General features: G+C 69.5%; 19 protein-coding genes, 1 tRNA gene and 1 riboswitch. Of the genes, 11 read left to right on the top strand and 9 right to left on the bottom strand.

Annotated features, from left to right (window positions below):
- The first annotated feature begins 145 nt into the window (after window positions 1-145).
- The 4 genes from OKJ99_RS10450 to rdgB all read left to right on the top strand — a co-directional run bounded on the left by OKJ99_RS10450 (window position 146) and on the right by rdgB (window position 2,388).
- Window positions 146-379 (top strand): PTS glucose/sucrose transporter subunit IIB, encoded by a 234-nt coding sequence (locus tag OKJ99_RS10450; RefSeq protein ID WP_326015591.1) that lies wholly within the window; start codon window positions 146-148, stop codon window positions 377-379.
- Window positions 380-458: 79 nt separating this feature from the next.
- Window positions 459-1,193, top strand: coding sequence for a ribonuclease PH (gene rph / locus OKJ99_RS10445; RefSeq protein ID WP_326015590.1), 735 nt, complete (start codon window positions 459-461; stop codon window positions 1,191-1,193).
- A gap of 155 nt (window positions 1,194-1,348) precedes the next feature.
- Window positions 1,349-1,738 (top strand): hypothetical protein, encoded by a 390-nt coding sequence (locus tag OKJ99_RS10440; RefSeq protein ID WP_326015589.1) that lies wholly within the window; start codon window positions 1,349-1,351, stop codon window positions 1,736-1,738.
- Window positions 1,739-1,782: 44 nt separating this feature from the next.
- On the top strand, window positions 1,783-2,388 hold the full coding sequence (rdgB, locus tag OKJ99_RS10435) for an RdgB/HAM1 family non-canonical purine NTP pyrophosphatase (RefSeq protein ID WP_326015588.1): 606 nt from the start codon (window positions 1,783-1,785) through the stop codon (window positions 2,386-2,388).
- A gap of 106 nt (window positions 2,389-2,494) precedes the next feature.
- Here the strand turns inward: rdgB and OKJ99_RS10430 are convergent, their stop codons facing one another.
- Genes OKJ99_RS10430 through OKJ99_RS10415 form a run of 4 tightly spaced genes read right to left on the bottom strand, consistent with a single transcriptional unit; the run spans window position 2,495 to window position 5,791 of the window.
- Window positions 2,495-3,169: a DUF1707 SHOCT-like domain-containing protein gene (locus OKJ99_RS10430; RefSeq protein ID WP_326015587.1), complete on the bottom strand. Its 675-nt coding sequence runs from the start codon at window positions 3,167-3,169 to the stop codon at window positions 2,495-2,497.
- Between the two features lie 25 nt (window positions 3,170-3,194).
- Window positions 3,195-4,172, bottom strand: a complete 978-nt coding sequence (locus tag OKJ99_RS10425) for an ABC transporter ATP-binding protein (RefSeq protein ID WP_326015586.1) — start codon at window positions 4,170-4,172, stop codon at window positions 3,195-3,197.
- 10 nt (window positions 4,173-4,182) lie between these two features.
- A complete protein-coding gene (locus OKJ99_RS10420; protein ID WP_326015688.1) occupies window positions 4,183-4,947 on the bottom strand; it encodes an ABC transporter permease in 765 nt (254 codons plus the stop codon).
- Between the two features lie 49 nt (window positions 4,948-4,996).
- On the bottom strand, window positions 4,997-5,791 hold the full coding sequence (locus tag OKJ99_RS10415; RefSeq protein ID WP_326015687.1) for an ABC transporter permease: 795 nt from the start codon (window positions 5,789-5,791) through the stop codon (window positions 4,997-4,999).
- A 163-nt stretch (window positions 5,792-5,954) separates the two neighbouring features.
- Here OKJ99_RS10415 and OKJ99_RS10410 point away from each other — a divergent pair, with 163 nt between their 5' ends.
- Window positions 5,955-8,213 carry a transglycosylase domain-containing protein gene (locus OKJ99_RS10410; protein ID WP_326015585.1) on the top strand — a complete coding sequence of 753 codons (2,259 nt, stop codon included), beginning with the start codon at window positions 5,955-5,957 and terminating at the stop codon, window positions 8,211-8,213.
- Here the strand turns inward: OKJ99_RS10410 and sugE are convergent.
- The 3 genes from sugE to OKJ99_RS10395 all read right to left on the bottom strand — a co-directional run bounded on the left by sugE (window position 8,197) and on the right by OKJ99_RS10395 (window position 9,432).
- Window positions 8,197-8,517, bottom strand: coding sequence for a quaternary ammonium compound efflux SMR transporter SugE (gene sugE / locus OKJ99_RS10405; protein ID WP_326015584.1), 321 nt, complete (start codon window positions 8,515-8,517; stop codon window positions 8,197-8,199). The two genes, OKJ99_RS10410 and sugE, sit on opposite strands and share 17 nt — an antisense overlap.
- A gap of 32 nt (window positions 8,518-8,549) precedes the next feature.
- Window positions 8,550-8,628: riboswitch (guanidine-III (ykkC-III) riboswitch) on the bottom strand.
- A gap of 52 nt (window positions 8,629-8,680) precedes the next feature.
- Window positions 8,681-8,983 carry a GroES family chaperonin gene (locus OKJ99_RS10400; RefSeq protein ID WP_326015685.1) on the bottom strand — a complete coding sequence of 101 codons (303 nt, stop codon included), beginning with the start codon at window positions 8,981-8,983 and terminating at the stop codon, window positions 8,681-8,683.
- Window positions 8,984-9,084: 101 nt separating this feature from the next.
- Complete coding sequence (locus OKJ99_RS10395) at window positions 9,085-9,432, bottom strand: DUF3618 domain-containing protein (protein WP_326015583.1); 348 nt, start codon at window positions 9,430-9,432, stop codon at window positions 9,085-9,087.
- A 135-nt stretch (window positions 9,433-9,567) separates the two neighbouring features.
- Between OKJ99_RS10395 and bcp the strand changes: the two genes are divergently transcribed.
- The 5 genes from bcp to OKJ99_RS10370 all read left to right on the top strand — a co-directional run bounded on the left by bcp (window position 9,568) and on the right by OKJ99_RS10370 (window position 13,472).
- The gene (gene bcp / locus OKJ99_RS10390) at window positions 9,568-10,035 is read left to right on the top strand and encodes a thioredoxin-dependent thiol peroxidase (RefSeq protein WP_266710760.1); all 468 of its coding nucleotides are present in this window, start codon (window positions 9,568-9,570) and stop codon (window positions 10,033-10,035) included.
- Between the two features lie 173 nt (window positions 10,036-10,208).
- Window positions 10,209-11,711, top strand: a complete 1,503-nt coding sequence (gene proP / locus OKJ99_RS10385; protein ID WP_326015582.1) for a glycine betaine/L-proline transporter ProP — start codon at window positions 10,209-10,211, stop codon at window positions 11,709-11,711.
- Window positions 11,712-11,998: 287 nt separating this feature from the next.
- Window positions 11,999-12,490, top strand: a complete 492-nt coding sequence (locus OKJ99_RS10380; protein ID WP_326015581.1) for an HNH endonuclease — start codon at window positions 11,999-12,001, stop codon at window positions 12,488-12,490.
- The gene (locus OKJ99_RS10375) at window positions 12,487-13,347 is read left to right on the top strand and encodes an HNH endonuclease (RefSeq protein WP_326015580.1); all 861 of its coding nucleotides are present in this window, start codon (window positions 12,487-12,489) and stop codon (window positions 13,345-13,347) included. Before OKJ99_RS10380 ends, OKJ99_RS10375 begins: the two co-directional genes overlap by 4 nt.
- 41 nt (window positions 13,348-13,388) lie before the next feature.
- A tRNA-Leu gene (locus OKJ99_RS10370) sits at window positions 13,389-13,472 on the top strand.
- 67 nt (window positions 13,473-13,539) lie between these two features.
- Here the strand turns inward: OKJ99_RS10370 and OKJ99_RS10365 are convergent.
- Window positions 13,540-14,859 carry an SGNH/GDSL hydrolase family protein gene (locus tag OKJ99_RS10365; protein ID WP_326015579.1) on the bottom strand — a complete coding sequence of 440 codons (1,320 nt, stop codon included), beginning with the start codon at window positions 14,857-14,859 and terminating at the stop codon, window positions 13,540-13,542.
- Window positions 14,860-15,302: 443 nt separating this feature from the next.
- Here OKJ99_RS10365 and OKJ99_RS10360 point away from each other — a divergent pair, with 443 nt between their 5' ends.
- Window positions 15,303-16,514, top strand: a complete 1,212-nt coding sequence (locus tag OKJ99_RS10360; protein ID WP_407700669.1) for a DUF445 domain-containing protein — start codon at window positions 15,303-15,305, stop codon at window positions 16,512-16,514.
- A 78-nt stretch (window positions 16,515-16,592) separates the two neighbouring features.
- Here the strand turns inward: OKJ99_RS10360 and OKJ99_RS10355 are convergent, their stop codons facing one another.
- Window positions 16,593-17,921 (bottom strand): MFS transporter, encoded by a 1,329-nt coding sequence (locus OKJ99_RS10355; protein ID WP_326015577.1) that lies wholly within the window; start codon window positions 17,919-17,921, stop codon window positions 16,593-16,595.
- Between the last annotated feature and the right edge of the window lie 28 nt (window positions 17,922-17,949).

Raw genomic sequence — 17,949 nt, 5'->3', positions numbered from 1 at the left:
GGTGTAGACCAGTTGCGGGGACGGGTCGGTCCGTGCTCGTCATCTTTCGTCACGGGTGGGGTTACCGCCCGCGAAGATGGGCCAACCGTGGGTTACCGTGACAAAGCGGCCCAGAGGCGGGCCCGGAGAACACAGGGAGAACGAAATGGCCACGAAGGCTGAGAAGATCGTCGCCGGCCTCGGCGGGCTCGACAACATCGAAGAGGTCGAGGGCTGCATCACCCGCCTGCGCACCGAGGTCATCGACCCGAGCCTCGTCGACGAGGCCGCCCTGAAGGCCGCGGGCGCCCACGGCGTCGTCAAGATGGGCACCGCGATCCAGGTCGTCATCGGCACCGACGCGGACCCCATCGCCGCCGACATCGAAGACATGATGTGAGCCGCTGAGGCCACTGACCGAAGGCCCCGTCCACGTACGCGTGGACGGGGCCTTCGGCGCACCCGATACGCTCGTCCCTATGTCTCGCATCGACGGCCGCACCCCCGAACAGCTCCGCCCGATCACCATCGAACGCGGCTGGAGCAAGCACGCCGAAGGCTCCGTCCTCGTCTCCTTCGGAGACACCAAGGTCTTCTGCACCGCCTCCTTCACCGAGGGCGTCCCGCGCTGGCGCAAGGGCAGCGGAGAGGGCTGGGTCACCGCCGAGTACTCGATGCTCCCGCGCTCCACGAACACCCGCGGCGACCGCGAGGCCGTCCGCGGCAAGATCGGCGGGCGCACGCACGAGATCAGCCGACTGATCGGCCGCTCGCTGCGCGCCGTCATCGACTACAAGGCCCTCGGCGAGAACACCATCGTCCTCGACTGCGACGTCCTCCAGGCCGACGGCGGCACCCGCACGGCCGCCATCACCGGCGCGTACGTGGCGCTCGCCGACGCCATCTCCTGGGCCCAGGGCAAGAAGCTCATCAAGGCCGGCCGCAAGCCGCTGACCGGCACCGTGAGCGCCGTCTCCGTCGGCATCATCGACGGCGTCCCGATGCTCGACCTCCCCTACGAGGAGGATGTGCGCGCCGACACCGACATGAACGTCGTCTGCACCGGCGACGGCCGCTTCGTCGAGATCCAGGGCACCGCCGAGGCCGAGCCCTTCGCCCGCGACGAGCTCAACGCCCTTCTGGACCTGGCCGTCGCGGGCTGCGACGAGCTCTCCGTGATCCAGCGCAAGGCCCTGGAAGAGACCCTCTCCTAACGCGGGTCCGGGTCCTCGACCAGGTAAAGAACTCCCCAAGTAGGGTGGCCGGGCACAGCAACCGCACAGCCATCGACTGCGTCACTACGGGTGGGTGGACGGCGCACGACACCAACTGCCGTCCAGCCGTCCGTACTTCAGGGGAGGACCCTTCCATGCCCGCGCGCCACCGCCGTCTCGCCATACTGGCCGCCACCGCGGCACTCGTCGCGATTCCGGCCACCGTCGGCTGCTCGGCCGTCGACAAGGCACTCGACTGTGCCCGTACGGCCGAATCCGTCGCCGACAGCGTGACCGACCTCCAGCAGGCCGTGGAGAACGCGTCCAACGACCCGACGCAGGCCAGTGAGTCCCTCGACAAGATCGACAAGAACCTCGACGACATCGGCGACAAGACCGACAACGCCGATGTCTCGAAGGCCGTCGACGACCTCAACAAGGCAGTGGACAACGTCCGTACGTCGATCAAGAACGGCGACGAGACCCCGGACGTCAGCCCGGTCACCGACTCCGCGGGCGAGCTGACCAAGGTCTGCACCTCGTAGCGGGGGAGGGGCGGCGGGGGCGCGGGTGGCTGGATACTGGAGGCATGACCCGTCTCATCCTCGCCACCCGTAACAACGGCAAGATCGTCGAACTCCGCGCCATCCTCGCCGACGCCGGCCTGCCCCACGAGCTGGTCGGCGCCGACGCCTACCCAGAGGTCCCGGACGTCCGTGAGACCGGCGTGACGTTCGCCGAGAACGCCCTCCTCAAGGCCCACGCCCTCGCCAAAGCCACCGGCCTGCCCGCCGTCGCCGACGACTCCGGCCTCTGCGTCGACGTGCTCGGCGGCGCGCCAGGCATCTTCTCGGCGCGCTGGGCCGGCAAGCACGGTGACGACCGGGCGAACCTGGAACTGCTGCTCGCGCAGCTCGGTGACATCGACGACGACCGGCACCGTACGGCGCACTTCGCCTGCGCGGCTGCGCTCGCGTTGCCGGACGGGACGGAGCGGGTGGTCGAGGGGCAGTTGCGCGGGGTGCTGCGGCATGAGCCTGCGGGGGCGGGTGGGTTCGGCTACGACCCGATCCTTCAGGTCGAGGGGGACGGCCGGACGGCGGCGGAGCTCACGGCGGACGAGAAGAACGCGATTTCCCACCGGGGGAAGGCGTTTCGGGCGCTGGTACCGGTGGTGCGGGAGCTCTTGGGCTGAACCGGCGTTGCGGCCACGGGGCTCCGCCCCGGACCCCGCGCCTCAATCGCCGGCGGGGCTTGATGTGCCGCCGCCTTGCCCACCCTGCTCAATCGCCGCAGGGGCTCTAATGGTCGCCCCGGTCCAGCTTCTCGCGGCGGCGGGGCGCCTTGCGTTCCACTCCGACCCCGCCCCAGAACGCGAACCCGGTGACCACCACGCGCGGCGCGCCCGCGTCACCCGGCACACCCTCCTCGCGGTGGTCGAAGCCGCCCATGATGCCGATGCCGCGCACCACGACCTCCACGCCCGGCGGCACGACGACGTTCATCCCGCCCATCACCGCCACGCAGTTGATGACGACCTCGCGGGCCTCGAAGTCCGCCTCGCGCAGATCGATCTCACCGCCGCCCCAGAACGCGAAACAGTTGAACCTCCGCGGCGCCGTCCACCGCCCCTTGCGCTGGAACCCGGACATGATCCCGACGCCCCACGTGGAGCTCGCCTCGCCCCGGATCCGCGAACCCCAGTCGACGGCCCCCTCCGGCAGCGGCTCCTTCACGAAACTCACGGCCCCCGAAGCGCCCGCCCCGACCGGCAGGTCCTTCGTCAGCGGCGCCAGCTCCCCGTACGTACGCGCCTGATACGCCGCGTCGAGCCGCTCACCGAACTCCTCCATGTCGAGCCGCCCCTCCGCGAGCGCGTCCCGCAGCCGCTCGGCGACGAGCTCGCGGTCGGCGTCGGACGCGCGCAGTTCGGGGGTGGCAGCGGAGGGCCTCGGTCGGCCGGATTCGTCCGTCATGGGGTCAGCGTACGGACGACCGCCATCAAGGCGCTACGGACGTGTCCCTCGCGTACATCCGCGCGATGACCGCCTCGATGTCCGGCTCCCGCACCGACAGGTCGACCATCGGATACCGCTCGGCGATCCGCGCCACGAGCGGCGCCGCCGACTGCCCGGCCGGGAACGCCAGCCACTGCCGCGCCCCCTCCACCTTCACCACCCGCGCGAACTCCACGTCCAGCGGCGGTAGTTCACGCTCCAGGTCCACGACCAGCGTGCGCTCCGCGGCCGCGCCGCCCGTCGCGTGCAGGCCCTCCAGCTCACCGTCGTACATGAGCTTCCCGTGGTCGATGACCATCACGCGGCGGCACAGCTGCTCGATGTCGGTCAGGTCGTGCGTCGTGAGCAGCACCGTCGTGCCGTGCTCGGCGTTCAAGTCCCGCAGGAATCCGCGGACTTTGACCTTCGACACCACGTCGAGGCCGATCGTCGGCTCGTCCAGGTACAACACCTCGGGGTCGTGAAGCAGCGCCGCCGCGATGTCCCCGCGCATCCGCTGACCGAGCGACAGCTGGCGCACCGGCGCGTCCAACAGGTCGCCCAGTTCCAGGAGTTCGACGCAGCGTGCCAGGTTCTCCTCGTAGCGCCGCTCCTCGATGCGGTACATCCGGCGCATCAGACGGTACGAGTCGATCAGCGGCAGGTCCCACCACAGCGTCGTCCGCTGACCGAAGACCACGCCCATCCGCTGCGCCAGGCGCGCCCGTTCGCGCGAGGGGTCGATCCCGGCGACCCGCACCCGCCCTCCGCTCGGCGTGAGGATCCCCGTCAGCATCTTGATCGTCGTCGACTTGCCCGCGCCGTTCGGCCCGATGTAGCCGACCATCTCGCCGCGCCGCACGCTGAAGCTCAGCGAGTCCACGGCCCGCACCTCGCGCCGCTCCCGCCGCATGAAACCCGTCTTGCGTCGTACGTCGAAGACCTTCTCGACCTCGTCGAGCCGAATGAACTCGTCACCCATGGGCGCCACTTCAACTCCCCGTGCTGCGATACGTACGAAGCGCCGCCCGCCAGGCGGACAGCGCGAGGGTCAGACAGGCTGCCGCCACCAGCGGCGGCGCGAACGCCACCCACCGCGGCAGGTCGAGCGGATAGGGGCGGCCCAGGATGTAGAGGCCCGGCAGCCAGTTCACGAAGGCGAGCGGCAGCACGAACGTGACGCCGCGCAGCAGCGTGTCACCGAAGACGGTGGGCGGATAGCTGAGCATGGCGTTGCCGCCGAACGTCGCCGCGTTCTGCACCTCCGAGGCGTCCTGCGCCACGATCTGGAAGGCCGCGCCCGCGATGAACACGGCCGTGAAGATGGCGCCGCCGCTGACCACCAGGGCCGGGACGAGGAGCACCTTCAGCGGCGTCCACGTCACGTCTATCGCGGTCAGGCCGTAGCCGAGCACCACCACGCCCTGCGTGACCCGCCCCAGCCTGCGCAGCGCGAACCGGTCCGCCGCGACCTGCGCGAGCACCGGCGCGGGCCGCACCAGGAACGTGTCGAGCGTCCCGTCCCGCACTCGCTGCCCCAGCCGCCCCACCGACCCGAACGCCAGATCCGCCAGACCGAAGGACGTGCCCGCCGCCCCGTAAAGAAAGGCGATCTCCGCAAGCCCGTACCCGCCGAGCCGGTCCACCTGCGAGAACATCAGCAGGATCCCGACGAACTCCAGACCGGTCACCGCGAAGTTCCCGAAAGCCGTCATCAGGAACGACGCCCGGTACGTCATCGTGGACCGGATCCACATCCCGCCGACCAGCCGGTACGTCCGCACCGCCTCGCCGAGAACACTCCGCTCAGCCACCCTGCACCACCACCCTCCGTGTCGCGGCGGACTGCAACAGCCGCCCGGCGCCGAGCAGCACCACCGCCCACGCCCCCTGGAACAGCAGCGCGCCGGCCACGCCCCGCTCACCCAGCAGCACGTCCGCCGGCACCTGGACGAGCGCCGACCACGGCAGCGCGCGGGCGAACTCGCCGAAGGCCCCCGGGAACACGTTCAGCGGCAGCAGCATCCCCGACAGGAACGTCGACACGAGCCCCGACATCTGCACGACGCCGCTCCCGTCCATCAGCCAGAACGCCGACAGCGCCACCAGATAGCGCAGCGCGAAACTCACCGTCGCCCCGACGAGCAGCGTCAGCAGGAACGCCACCCACCTCAACGGGTCGGCGGGCAGCGCGAGTTGGAAGACCAACGCCCCCACCGTCATCGGTACGACCCCGCGCCCCAGGAACTGAAAGGCCGCCCGGCCCAGATCCTGCGCCAGCCACCAGCACTGCAGATCCACCGGCCGGTACAGGTCGACGGCGATGTCCCCGCTGCGGATCCGCTCCATCAGGTCGGCCTCGAAGCCGCCACCCATCTGAAGCACCATCACCGCGAACATCGCCTGCCCGACCCACACGAACGTCAGCGCCTGCGCCTGGTCGTACCCGCCGAGATGCGGCCGCTCGTCCCACAGCGCGATATAGGTGCAGGCGATGATCATCCCGAACACGGTGTTCGTGAAGACCCCGGCGAGGGTCGCCCCGCGATACGTCGCGTACCGCCTGAAGCCTCCGGCCGCGACGGTCACGTAGAGCCGCACTGCTCCCACCGGTCCCCCTCGTGAAATAGGCCGAAGCGCAGGAGCCTAGGGCCCCCGCGCGTCGCCTGCCACGGATTTTCCACGTGATGTAGCAGTCTTAGAGGTCTTATGTGCCATACGAGGCGTACGTGACGTACGACGCGAATCAGGAGTTCCACAGGACATGAGCAGCGACGAGCCGGAGCAGCCCGAGCAGCCGACGGAGCCCCAGGAGCCGAGCGCGCCCGACACGGGCGCCACGCCCGCCGCCGCAGGCAAGGCCAAGCGGCCCAAGCGCACCGGCTGGCGGCGCCTGATCCCCACGTGGCGGATGGTGCTCGGCGCCCTCATCGGCTTCATCCTGCTGTGCGTCGGCCTGTTCGCACTCGGCTACTTCCTCGTGGACATCCCCGCCGCCAACTCGGCGGCGACCGCGCAGAGCAACGTGTACCTGTACGCGGACGGCAGCCAGATCGCCCGCGACGGCGAGGTCAACCGGGAGAATGTGAGCCTCACTCAGATCCCGAAGTCCGTGCAGCACGCGGTGCTCGCCGCCGAGGACCGCGACTTCTACTCCGAATCCGCCGTCGACCCGCAGGCCATGCTGCGCGCCGCCTGGTACACGCTCACCGGCAAGGGCAAACAGTCCGGCTCCACGATCACCCAGCAGTACGTGAAGAACTACTACCTGGGCCAGGAGCAGACCGTCTCCCGGAAGGTGAAGGAGTTCTTCATCTCCATCAAGCTGGACCGCGAGAAGTCCAAGGACGACATCCTCGAGGGCTACCTCAACACCAGCTACTTCGGACGCAACGCGTACGGCGTCCAGGCCGCCGCCCAGGCGTACTACGGCGAGGACGTCCAGGACCTGTCGGCCGCTCAGGGCGCCTATCTCGCGGCCCTGGTGAACGCCCCGAGCGCGTACGACGTGGCCGCGCACCCCGAGAACAAGGAAGCGGCCACCGCCCGCTGGAACTACGTCCTCGACGGCATGGTCAAGGAGGGCTGGCTCGACGCCTCCGACCGCAAGAACATGAAGTTCCCCGTGCCCGACCAGGCGAAAGCACCCTCGGGCCTCTCCGGGCAGCGCGGCTACCTCGTGCAGGCCGTGAAGGACTACATCACCGACAACAAGATCCTCGACGAGGACACCCTCGCGGGCGGCGGCTACCGGATCACCACCACGCTGCAGAAGAAGAAGCAGAACGCCTTCCAAAAGGCGGTCGACGACCAGCTGATGTCGAAACTCGACAAGGACGCCCGGGACATCGACAAGAACGTCCGCGCGGGCGGCGCCGCCATCGACCCGTCGAACGGCAAGGTGCGCGCCATGTACGGCGGCGTCGACTACACGAAGCAGTACGTCAACAACGCCACGCGCCGCGACTACCAGGTCGGCTCCACGTTCAAGCCGTTCGTGTTCACGTCCGCCGTCGAGAACGCATCGACCACGCAGGACGGCCGCCGGATCACCCCCAGCACCATCTACGACGGCACCAACAAGCGCCCCGTACAGGGCTGGGACGGCGGCCGGTACGCCCCCGCCAACGAGGACGACCGCTCCTACGGCAACATCACCGTCTCCACCGCCACCGACAAGTCCGTGAACGCCGTGTACGCGCAGATGGCCGTCGACGTCGGCTCCGACAAGGTCAAGCGGACCGCCCTCGACCTCGGCATCCCCTCGGACACCCCGGACCTGACGGCCTCCCCGTCGATCGCGCTCGGCCCGTCCACCGCGTCCGTCCTCGACATGACCGAGGCCTACGCGACACTCGCCAACCACGGCGAACACGGCAACTACACGATGCTCGACTCCCTCACCAAGAACGGCGAGGACGTCACGCTGCCCGAGAAGCAGACCCGGCAGGCCGTCCCCCGCGAGGCCGCCGACACCACCACGTCGATCCTCAAGTCGGTCGTCGACGGCGGCACCGGCACCGCCGCCAAGGCCGCGGGCCGCCCCGCCGCCGGCAAGACCGGCACCGCGGAGGAGGACAAGGCGGCCTGGTTCGCGGGCTACACCCCCGACCTCGCGACCGTCGTCTCGGTGATGGGCCAGGACCCGACCTCCGGCGCGCAGACCCCGCTGTACGGGGCGACGGGCCTCGACCGGATCAACGGCGGCGGGTACCCGGCGCAGATCTGGGCCCAGTTCACGCAGGCGGCCCTGTCCGGCACCGCGGCGAACGACTTCGACCTGGACCTGCAGAGCGGCGCCGAACAGGAACCGCTGCCCTCGACCCCGGAATCCGCGTCGGAATCGGCGACCGAATCCCCCTCGGACACCGCCTCCGCGACCCCCTCGGACGAGGCGACCCCGTCCGACGAACCGTCGAGCGAGACACCCCCGTCCGAAGAACCGACGGGCGACGAGGAACAACCCACGGATTCCCCCAGCCCCGGCGACACAGGCTTTGACCCCTTCAGTGACCCGAGGTGACCTTGAGCCCCACGATCGCCACAAGCAGCAGCGCGATGAAGCCGATCCGGGCCGCCGACGCCGGTTCGCCCAGGGCGACCATTCCGACGATCGCCGCGCCCGCGGCGCCGATGCCCACCCACACGCCGTACGCGGTACCGATGGGCAGCGTCTTGGCGGCGTAGGACAGCAGCACCATGCTCGCGATGATCCCGGCGCCGGTGAGGACGCTCGGCCAAAGGCGGGTGAAGCCGTCGGTGAACTTCATGCCGATCGACCAGACGACTTCGAGAAGTCCGGCGATCACGATCAGGACCCAGGCCATGACTGGCACCTCCGTCAGTGGTTCTCAACAGGGGTGCGTCGTCTTTGCGAAGTACTGCCGGGCCCGGTACGGCGCGTCTCGTCGGGGTCCCTCAAACGTACCAAAGTCAGATAAAAAGGGCTGGTGACGATGGTCACCAGCCCTCACGCGCACAGGTAAACGACTACAAGTACAGGCCCGTCGAATCCTCGGAGCCCTCGAACCGGTCGGCCGCCACCGCGTGCAGATCCCGCTCGCGCATCAGCACGTACGCGACACCACGCACCTCGACCTCCGCCCGGTCCTCCGGATCGAACAGCACCCGGTCACCCGGCTCCACGGCCCGCACGTTCTGCCCGACCGCGACCACCTCGGCCCAGGCCAGGCGCTTGCCGACAGCGGCCGTCGCCGGAATCAGAATGCCGCCACCACTGCGCCGCTCACCCTCGGAGGTGTCCTGCCGCACGAGCACGCGGTCGTGCAACATCCGGATGGGCAGCTTGTCGTCATGGCGGGTGCTGTGCTTATCGGGATTGGCGCTCACGCCGACGAACCTACCTGCCCCACGCGCACTTGTACGCCTCCGGGTCAGCGCTTACGACGCCGCGAACCCACCGCGAGCAGCCCCACGACACCCACCACGACGATCGCGACCGGCACGATCCGCTCCAGACGCGGCGCGCCCTCCTCCGAGACCAACTGCCCCTTCACCTCGGAGACCAGCCGGTTCGCCCCGACGTAGGCCCGACCGAGCGTGTGGTCGACCTGCGAGGCGACCTTGGCCTTCGCGTCGCCGACGATCGTCTTCGGGTGCACCCGGACACCGATCTCGTCGAGCGTCTCCGCCAAAGTGTCGCGACGCCGCTTGATGTCCGCCTCGATCTGAGCCGGGGTCCGCGTATCCGGGGTATCCGACGTGCTGGACTTGTCCGACACCGCGCTGCCTCCAAGGTCGCTGCTCTCACTGCGTATGAGTAATGGACAGTCTGTCAGCTCGGCGCCCGCACCACCCCCCGGCACCCCCATTACGCTCAACCGAGTCCACTTGTCACGACGCCCCAGGAGGCCCCCATGAGCGAGCGACTGCAGCCCGGCGACACCGCGCCCGCCTTCACCCTGCCCGACGCCGACGGCAACGAGGTCTCCCTCGCCGACCACAAGGGCCGCAAGACGATCGTCTACTTCTACCCCGCCGCCCTCACCCCCGGCTGCACCAAGCAGGCCTGCGACTTCACCGACAACCTCGACGTGCTCGCCGAGGCCGGCTACGACGTCATCGGCGTTTCCCCCGACAAGCCGGAGAAGCTCGCCAAGTTCCGGGAGAAGGAAAACCTCAAGGTAACCCTGGTGGGCGACCCCGAGAAGAAGGTCCTCGAGGCCTACGGCGCCTTCGGCGAGAAGAAGTTGTACGGGAAGGTCGTCACCGGAGTCATCCGCTCCACGGTGGTCGTCGACGAGGAAGGAAAGGTCGAGCGCGCCCTCTACAACGTGAAGGCGACCGGCCACGTAGCGAAGATCATCAAGGATCTCGGCATCTGAGAATTCCCGCATCCCCTGGACCCACTCCACGTGCGGAAGTTCGGGCATTGGCGGAGGTTGAGGACGAAAGGTTGTGACGAAAGTCCCGAAAGCTTGGGACTTTCGTTTGCAATCAACGTCCGTGAGCAGGTGGAATCTGGAAGCGCTTTGCAGTCAGAGAAGGGATCCACTCCATGACCACCGAAACCGAGGAAGGGCTGGTGCCCGACCCGGAGGCGGTCAAGCGTCACCGCGCCTTGTTCCGCGCCGTCAAGCGGCGCAAGAACCCGCCGCTGCGCCGCACCGACATCACCGTCACGGACGACGCCGCGGTGAAGCGCGCGGTAAAGGCGGCGTCGCTCGGTAACGCCATGGAATGGTTCGACTTCGGGATCTACTCGTACCTGGCCGTCACCATCGGCCACGTCTTCTTCCCCTCCGGGAACGACACGGTCCAGCTGATCTCGTCGTTCGCGACCTTCGCGGTCTCGTTCCTCGTGCGCCCGATCGGCGGCATGGTCTTCGGCCCGATGGGTGACAAGGTCGGCCGCAAGAAGGTCCTCGCGCTGACCATGATCCTCATGGCCATCGGCACCTTCGCGATCGGCCTGATCCCGTCCTACGCGACGATCGGCTTCTGGGCGCCGGTCCTGCTGATCCTCTTCCGCCTCGTCCAGGGCTTCTCCACCGGCGGCGAGTACGGCGGCGCCTCCACCTTCATCGCCGAGTACGCCCCCGACAAGCGCCGCGGCTACTTCGGCAGCTTCCTCGAATTCGGCACGCTCGCCGGCTACGTCGGCGCGGCCGGCCTCGTCACGATCCTGACGTCCGTGCTCGGCAGCGACGGCATGGAATCCTGGGGCTGGCGCATCCCGTTCCTGGTGGCGGGCCCCATCGGCCTGGTCGGCCTCTACCTCCGACTCCGCCTCGACGAGACCCCCGCCTTCCAGAAGCTGGAGGACGAGTCCTCGCACCGCGCGACCGACGCCGCCTCCTCCGTCGAGACGACCGCCAAGGGCGACCTCGCGAAGATCTTCCGCGACTACTGGCCCACGCTGATCCTCTGCATCTGCCTCGTCGGCGCCTACAACGTCACCGACTACATGCTCCTCTCGTACATGCCGACGTACCTGTCGGACGAGATGGGCTACTCGGAGACGCACGGCCTGCTGATCCTGATCATCACGATGATCGTCCTCATGTGCCTGATCAGCCAGGTCGGCAAGCTCTCCGACCGCTTCGGCCGCAAGCCGCTGCTGATGACCGGCATGCTCAGCTTCTTCGTCCTCTCGATCCCCTCCTTCCTCCTGGTGAAGAACGGCGCCCTGTGGGCGGTCTCGCTCGGCATGCTGCTCCTCGGCCTCTCCCTGCTCTGCCTCCTCGGCACCATGTCGGCGGCCCTCCCGGCGCTCTTCCCGACCCAGGTCCGCTACGGCTCCCTCTCGGTCGGCTACAACCTCTCGGCCTCGATCTTCGGCGGCACGACCCCCCTGGTCATCACCGCCCTCATCGGCCTGACCGGCTCCGACATGATGCCCGCGTACTACTCGATGGCCGCGGCCCTCATCGGCGTCATCGCGGTCGCCTGCATGAAGGAAACCGCCCAGAAGCCCCTGGCCGGCTCCCCGCCCTCGGTGGAGACGGACGAAGAGGCCGCGGAAATGGTCGAATCCCAGGCGCCGACACCGAAGTTCTGACACCCCTCCCTTGCTCCTTGTGTGGGCGGGCCACACCCCCCGTATGTGGCCCGCCCACACAGTTCGGACCGTTCCGCATTCCGTGCGTGACGGTCCGATTTTCATTTCGTTTCCCTGTACGGGGCCGCGAACGGGCGGCCGAATAGGGGAGGGCGCACATGACGGGGCAGCGCTACACACGGAACCTGCTGGAGGCAGCGGCCCGGAACACGGGGACGTGGGACGAGGCGGTTCGGTATTGCGGGGGTGAGCCGACGAGATACAGCAAGCGGTACCTCCACCAAAAGATGACCGAGGCCGGCATCGACACCTCGCACTTCCAGCACGGGGCGGTGCGGCACACGGAGGAGGCGTTGCGGGCGGCGGTCGCGGAATCGCGGAGCGTCCGGGAGGTGGTGCGGCGCCTGGGCATCAACGATGTTGGCGGCAATCAGGCCCACATCGGCCGCCGGATCGCGGCACTCGGTATCGACACCTCGCACTTCACGCCGCCCAGGCAGAAGGCGACCAAGGATCTGGCGAGCCCGCTGACCTTGCGCTCCCCGGAGCGTGGGCGGATCCCTGGGGTTCGCCTTCGCCGGGAACTGCTACGACTCGGCGTCCCGGAGCAGTGCGCGGCGTGTGGTCGGTCGCAGTGGCGAGGGCGGCCCATTCCGCTCGAGGTCGATCACCTGAACGGCGAGTGGTGGGACAACCGCCCGGAGAACCTGCGCCTGTTGTGCCCCAACTGCCATACGGTGACGGACACGTATCGCGGCCGGAAGCGGGGCGCGGAATGAGCAAGTACCCCCGCTCTGTGCTGGTGGAGGCGGCCAGGGAGTCGTCCAGCCTCGTCGATCTGATGCGCCGCGTCGGGGCGCCGATGGGCAGCAAGCCCTACAACTATCTGCGGCACCGCCTCGTCCGCTACGGGATCGACACGTCCCACTTCCAGGAGGAAGCGCTTCCCGAACGTCCGAAGCGGTCGTACGGCAAGGAGGTGCTGGCGGAAGCGGCATCGTGCTCCACCAGCATCCGGGAGATGTTCGTTCACATGGGCATCCCGCCCGAGGACGGCCCGTATCAGCACGTGAAGCGAAGGCTTGCTCACTTCGGCATCGACGTCGGCCACTTCGTACCCCCGCGTGCGCCGCGCTGCGGTGATCTCTTGCCGGAGCCGGAGCTCACGGCAGCCGTCGCGGCTTCGCGCAGCCTGGCCGATCTCATGCGCCGTCTGGGCTTCGCCGAGTACAACGGGGCGGCACGTGCCCGGGCCGTGCGCAGCATCGACGAGTACGGGCTCTCGACGGAACACTTCGTCGGGCAGGGGCACCACGCTGGAGTCAGGTCGCCGAGGCGCAGACATGCCGACGAGATCCTGGTCCTCCAGAGGAGAGGCTCGCGCCGCACGCGAACGCACCTGTTGCGCCGCGCGCTCGACGAGATCGGTGTGCCATGCGCCTGTGCCGAATGCGGCCAGGACGAGTTGTGGCACGGGAAGAGGCTGATTCTGGAGATCGACCACGTCAACGGCGACCCACTGGACAACCGCCGGGAGAACCTGCGCTACCTGTGTCCCAACTGCCATGCGCTGACCAGTACTTGGTGCCGGGGTGGCGGGCGCGCTCCCGCGTCGAGCGGCGTCGCCGTACACTGACGGGGCGGAACGCGCCAGCCAGGCGCAATGTCCGCTTTGTTGCGGTTGTGGCGGAATTGGCAGACGCCCGGGCCTTAGGAGCCCGTGGGAGAAATCCCGTGAGGGTTCGAGTCCCTCCAGCCGCACACACGAAAGGGCGCCCCGGCAGCGGGGCGCCCTTCGTCGTACGTCGCCGGTCTCAGCCCGTACCGGCTACAACTCCGCCCCCGTCGACCCCCGCAGCGACGACAGGTTCAGCGTCTCCGCCATCTTGCGGTAGCCCGCGTCGCTGGGGTGGAGGTGGTCGCCGGAGTCGTACTGGTCGAGGAGGCGGCGCGGGTTGTACGGGTCGCGCAGGGCGCGGTCGAAGTCGACGTGGCTGTCGAAGACCTTGCCGGCGCGGATCTGCTCGTTCACGGACTGGCGGACCACTTCCAGGTTCGGGCGGTAGCCGGGGTGGCCCTGGAACGGCATGAGCGTCGCGCCGACGACCCGCAGGCCGCGCGCGTGCGCCTGCCGGGTCATCTCGCGCAGGCCGTCGACGATCTTCGCGGGGTCGGTCTGCTGCGGCGTGCGCAGGATGTCGTTGATGCCGAGGTCGATGATGACGGCGCGGACGCCGGAGCGGCTGAGCGCGTCACGCTCGAAGCGGGACAGGCCGCTCGGGTTGTTGGCGGGACGGCCGAAGCCGTCGGCCAGTATCCGGTTGCCGCTTATGCCCTGGTTGACGACGCCGTAGCGCGGGGCGCCCGACTCCGTGCGCAGCCGCTCGGCGAGTATGTCCGTCCACCGGCGGTTGGCGCCCATGGTGGAGGTGATGCCGTCGGTGAGGGAGTCGCCGATGACGACGACGGTGCCCTGCGCCTCGTTGCTGAGCACGTCGAGGGCGCTGAGGTAGCGCCAGTACGGGCTCTGCTGGTTGTAGAGCGTGCCGCTGGGCTCCTCGGTGCGGTCGCCCCGGGCGACGTACGACATCTGGCGGGCCTGCGGGTGGTACGTGACCGGTCCGGACGGCGTCGGCGAGTACGTGGTGACGAGCAGGTCCGAGTCGCTCGGCACGGTGATCCGCAGCGCGTCGCTGATGGCCTGCTGGCCGGGCTGGATGACGACCGAGGAGTTCCCGGAGAACGTCAGGCGGCGCATCGTGTCGGACAGGGCCGTCGGGTTGTTGGGCGCCGAGGCCACGGCGATCGAGGCGTGCGTGATGCGCAGGGGCGACTGCCCGTACAGGTTCGAGAGGGTGATGCGCGCGGCGTTGCCGCCGACGCTGGTGTGCACGATGTTGCGGATGGAGTGGCCGAAGAATCCATTCGTCTCCGTGCCGGGTTCCCCGCCGGCGGGGGAGGCGGCCCAGCTGCCGGCCCAGGTGCCGGTGGAGGCGGGGGCGGCTGAGCTGCGCGGGTGCGCGCCGCCGGCCTGTATGTCGTCGTCGCCGCCGAAGACTCCGGAGAAGCCCACGTAAATGGCGGCAGAGATCATCACGACGACCGCGACGAGCGCGGTCAACAAGGCATAACCGTGACGCTTGGTCATGCGGTGTGTGTCTCCTCGGGCAGGGGGAGCCCGAGGCTCCGATGTGATGAACCCATGATGCGTCATGGGGCGGGCGAGGGCCGACACTGCCCCCCTCCGGACAGGTAGACGCCGGGAACCTTTGGTTCGTTCCGGGAGTAGGTCAGGAAGAGACAATGTGTGAGGCGAATGACAGCCGAAGTCGAAGCCGACGAGAGTCGGGAGTGATGGCCGGTGGCAGTCGGGTCGATGACCGATGCGGAGTGGGCTGAGTGGACGGCGACGTGAAGCGCGGGGCCCAGGGGGCGTACGACACAGCGGACAAAGCAGTTGAAGCGGCCGAAGCGGACAGTGGGCAGTATTCCCGCGCCACATCGGGTCAATCCCGGCCCACCCGCCCCGGCCGCCGCTTCGTCGGTGAGTTCACCGCGGCGGATGAGGAGAAGCGGCGCGGCGTGCGCCGGATGAAGCTGACGGCGACCGGGCTGCTGGTCTTCGTCGCGCTCGTCTACGTACTGGCGACGTGGGCGGAGCACGCGGGCGCGGGCGTCTGGACCGGTTACGTCGCGGCGGCCGCGGAGGCAGGCATGGTCGGCGCGCTGGCCGACTGGTTCGCGGTCACTGCCCTGTTCCGGCACCCGCTCGGCCTGCGCATTCCGCATACGGCGATCATCCCGACCAAGAAGGATCAGCTGGGTGTCTCGCTCGGCGAGTTCGTCGGCGAGAACTTCCTGTCGGGTGATGTCGTACGGGACCGGTTGCGCGCCGTCGGTATCGGCAGCCGCCTCGGTGCGTGGCTCGCGGAGCCGGATCACGCCGATCGGGTGACGGCGGAGCTGGCGACGGCGCTGCGGGGCGCCCTGACGGTGCTGCGCGATTCGGATGTGCAGGCGATCGTCGGCGAGGCCATCACGCGCCGGGCGGACAACGCGGAGATCGCGCCGGGGCTCGGCAAGATGTTGGAGAAGGTCGTGGCCGACGGCGGTCACAAGCGGGTCGTCGACCTGGTGTGCGCCCGCGCCCACGACTGGCTGGTGCTGCACTCCGACTCGGTGATGGACGCGGTGGAGGGCGGCGCCCCCGGCTGGACGCCCCGTTTCGTCGACAAGCGGGTGGGCGAGCGCGTCTACAAGGAGCTCCTCCGCTTCGTCACGGAGATGCGCGACATGCCGGGGCACCCCGCGCGCGGGGCGCTCGACCGTTTCCTCGCCGACTTCGCGGCCGATCTGCAGTCCGACTCCGACACCCGGGACCGTGTGGAGCGTCTGAAGTCGGAGATCCTGGGCCGTTCCGAGGTGCAGGACATCATCGCCTCGGCGTGGTCCGCGGTCCGCCAGATGATCGTCGCGGCGGCCGAGGACGAGCGCAGTGAGCTGCGTCTTCGGGTGCGGGCCTCGCTGCTCTCGCTGGGCCGCCGGATGGCGACGGAGCCGGACGTCAGCTCGAAGGTGGACGGCTGGGTGGAGGGCGCGGCGGTGTACGTCGTGACGACGTATCGCGCGGAGATCACGTCCCTCATCACGGACACGGTCGCGGGCTGGGACGCCGAGCACACGACCCGCAAGATCGAGGCGCACATCGGCCGCGACCTGCAGTTCATCCGGATCAACGGCACGGTGGTGGGTTCGCTGGCGGGTCTGCTGATCTTTACGGTGTCGCGGGCGTTGGGGGCGTAGCGCTTTACGGGGCCGGGGCCGGGCGGCGTGCCGTTCGTAGCGGCGGCGGGCCGGGCTGCCCCGCGGCTCGGCGGATGCTCACCGTTGGAGGCCGGTGGACGCGGGCCGCTGAGGGTCGGCGGTCGGAACGGCCCGCCGCGGGTCGCCGGAAGAGGACGACGTCGCCCGCGGCTCCCCGCGCCCGATGACGAGCGCCCCCAGCGCCGCCACCGCGCACAGCACGCCCGCCCCCACCCACACCATGTCGTACGACCCGAAGACGTCCCGCACCGCGCTCCCGACGTACGCCACCGAACCCGCGCCCACCTGGTGCGCGGCGCTCACCCAGCCGAAGACGACGGGGGCCGCGGAGCCGAAGTGGGCGCGGGCGAGGGCGATGGTGGGCGGCACGGTCGCGACGTCGAGCAGTCCGAAGGCGACGGTGAACGCGACGAGCGGCGGATTCACGCTCGCGCTCAGCAGCAGGGGAAGCGCGAGGAGGCTGACGCCGCGCAGCGCGTAGTACGTGGCGAGCAGCCGCCGCGGGTCCATCCGGTCGGTGGCCCATCCGGACGCGACGGTCCCGGCGACGTTGAAGATCCCGATGAGTGAGAGCAGCGAGGCGGCGACGGTCGTCGGCATCCCGTGATCGTGCGCGGCGGGCGCGAAGTGCGTCCACATGACGCCGTTCGTGGAGGCGCCGCAGACGGCGAAGGTGCCGGCGAGCAGCCAAAAGGCGCCGCTGCGCAGGAAGTTGACGGGTGGCGGCGGGATCGTCCGCGTACGCGGGGCGGCGCGCGGATCCCGTACGGCGGCGTACACGAGCGGCAGCGCGCCCGCGGCGGCGAGGGCGAGCCCGTAGGCGGCGGCCCGCCACCCCCACCCGTCGATCACCCAGGACAGCAGCGGCAGGAACACGAACTGCCCCACGACGCTGGCCGCCGTGAGCAGCCCGGCGACGAGCCCCCGCCGCGCCACGAACCACCGCTCGGTGACGGTCGCGGCGAAGGTGGTCGCGGTGGCCCCGGTCCCGATGCCGACCAACACCCCCCAGTACAAGGCGAATTGCCAGGGCGCGGTCATCGTCGTGGCCAGCAGCGCCCCGACGCCGACGAGCCCCAGCGCGCCCGTGGCGACCCGCCGCATGCCGATCCGGCCCATGAGGGCGGCGGCGAACGGCGCGGTGGCCCCGTACATGACCATGTTCACGAGCGAGCCGAACCCGACGGCCGAGCGCGACCAGCCCAGCTCCTCGTGCAGCGGCCCCACGAGCAGCCCGGCCAGCGTGCTGAAGGCTCCGGCGACGACGATGGCGAGGGCGGCACCGGCGGCGACGATCCACTTCCTGTCGATCCGCGTTCTGGCGACCCGCGTTCTGGCGATCGGCCTTCTGTCGATCCGCGTTCTGTCGATCGGCTTTCTGTCCATGGTTCGACGGTGCGCCGGACCGGTACGC

Source organism: Streptomyces endophyticus, from assembly GCF_035798155.1.
GTDB classification, from domain to species: Bacteria; Actinomycetota; Actinomycetes; order Streptomycetales; family Streptomycetaceae; genus Streptomyces; species Streptomyces endophyticus.
This window is presented reverse-complemented; position numbering and strand designations above follow the sequence as displayed.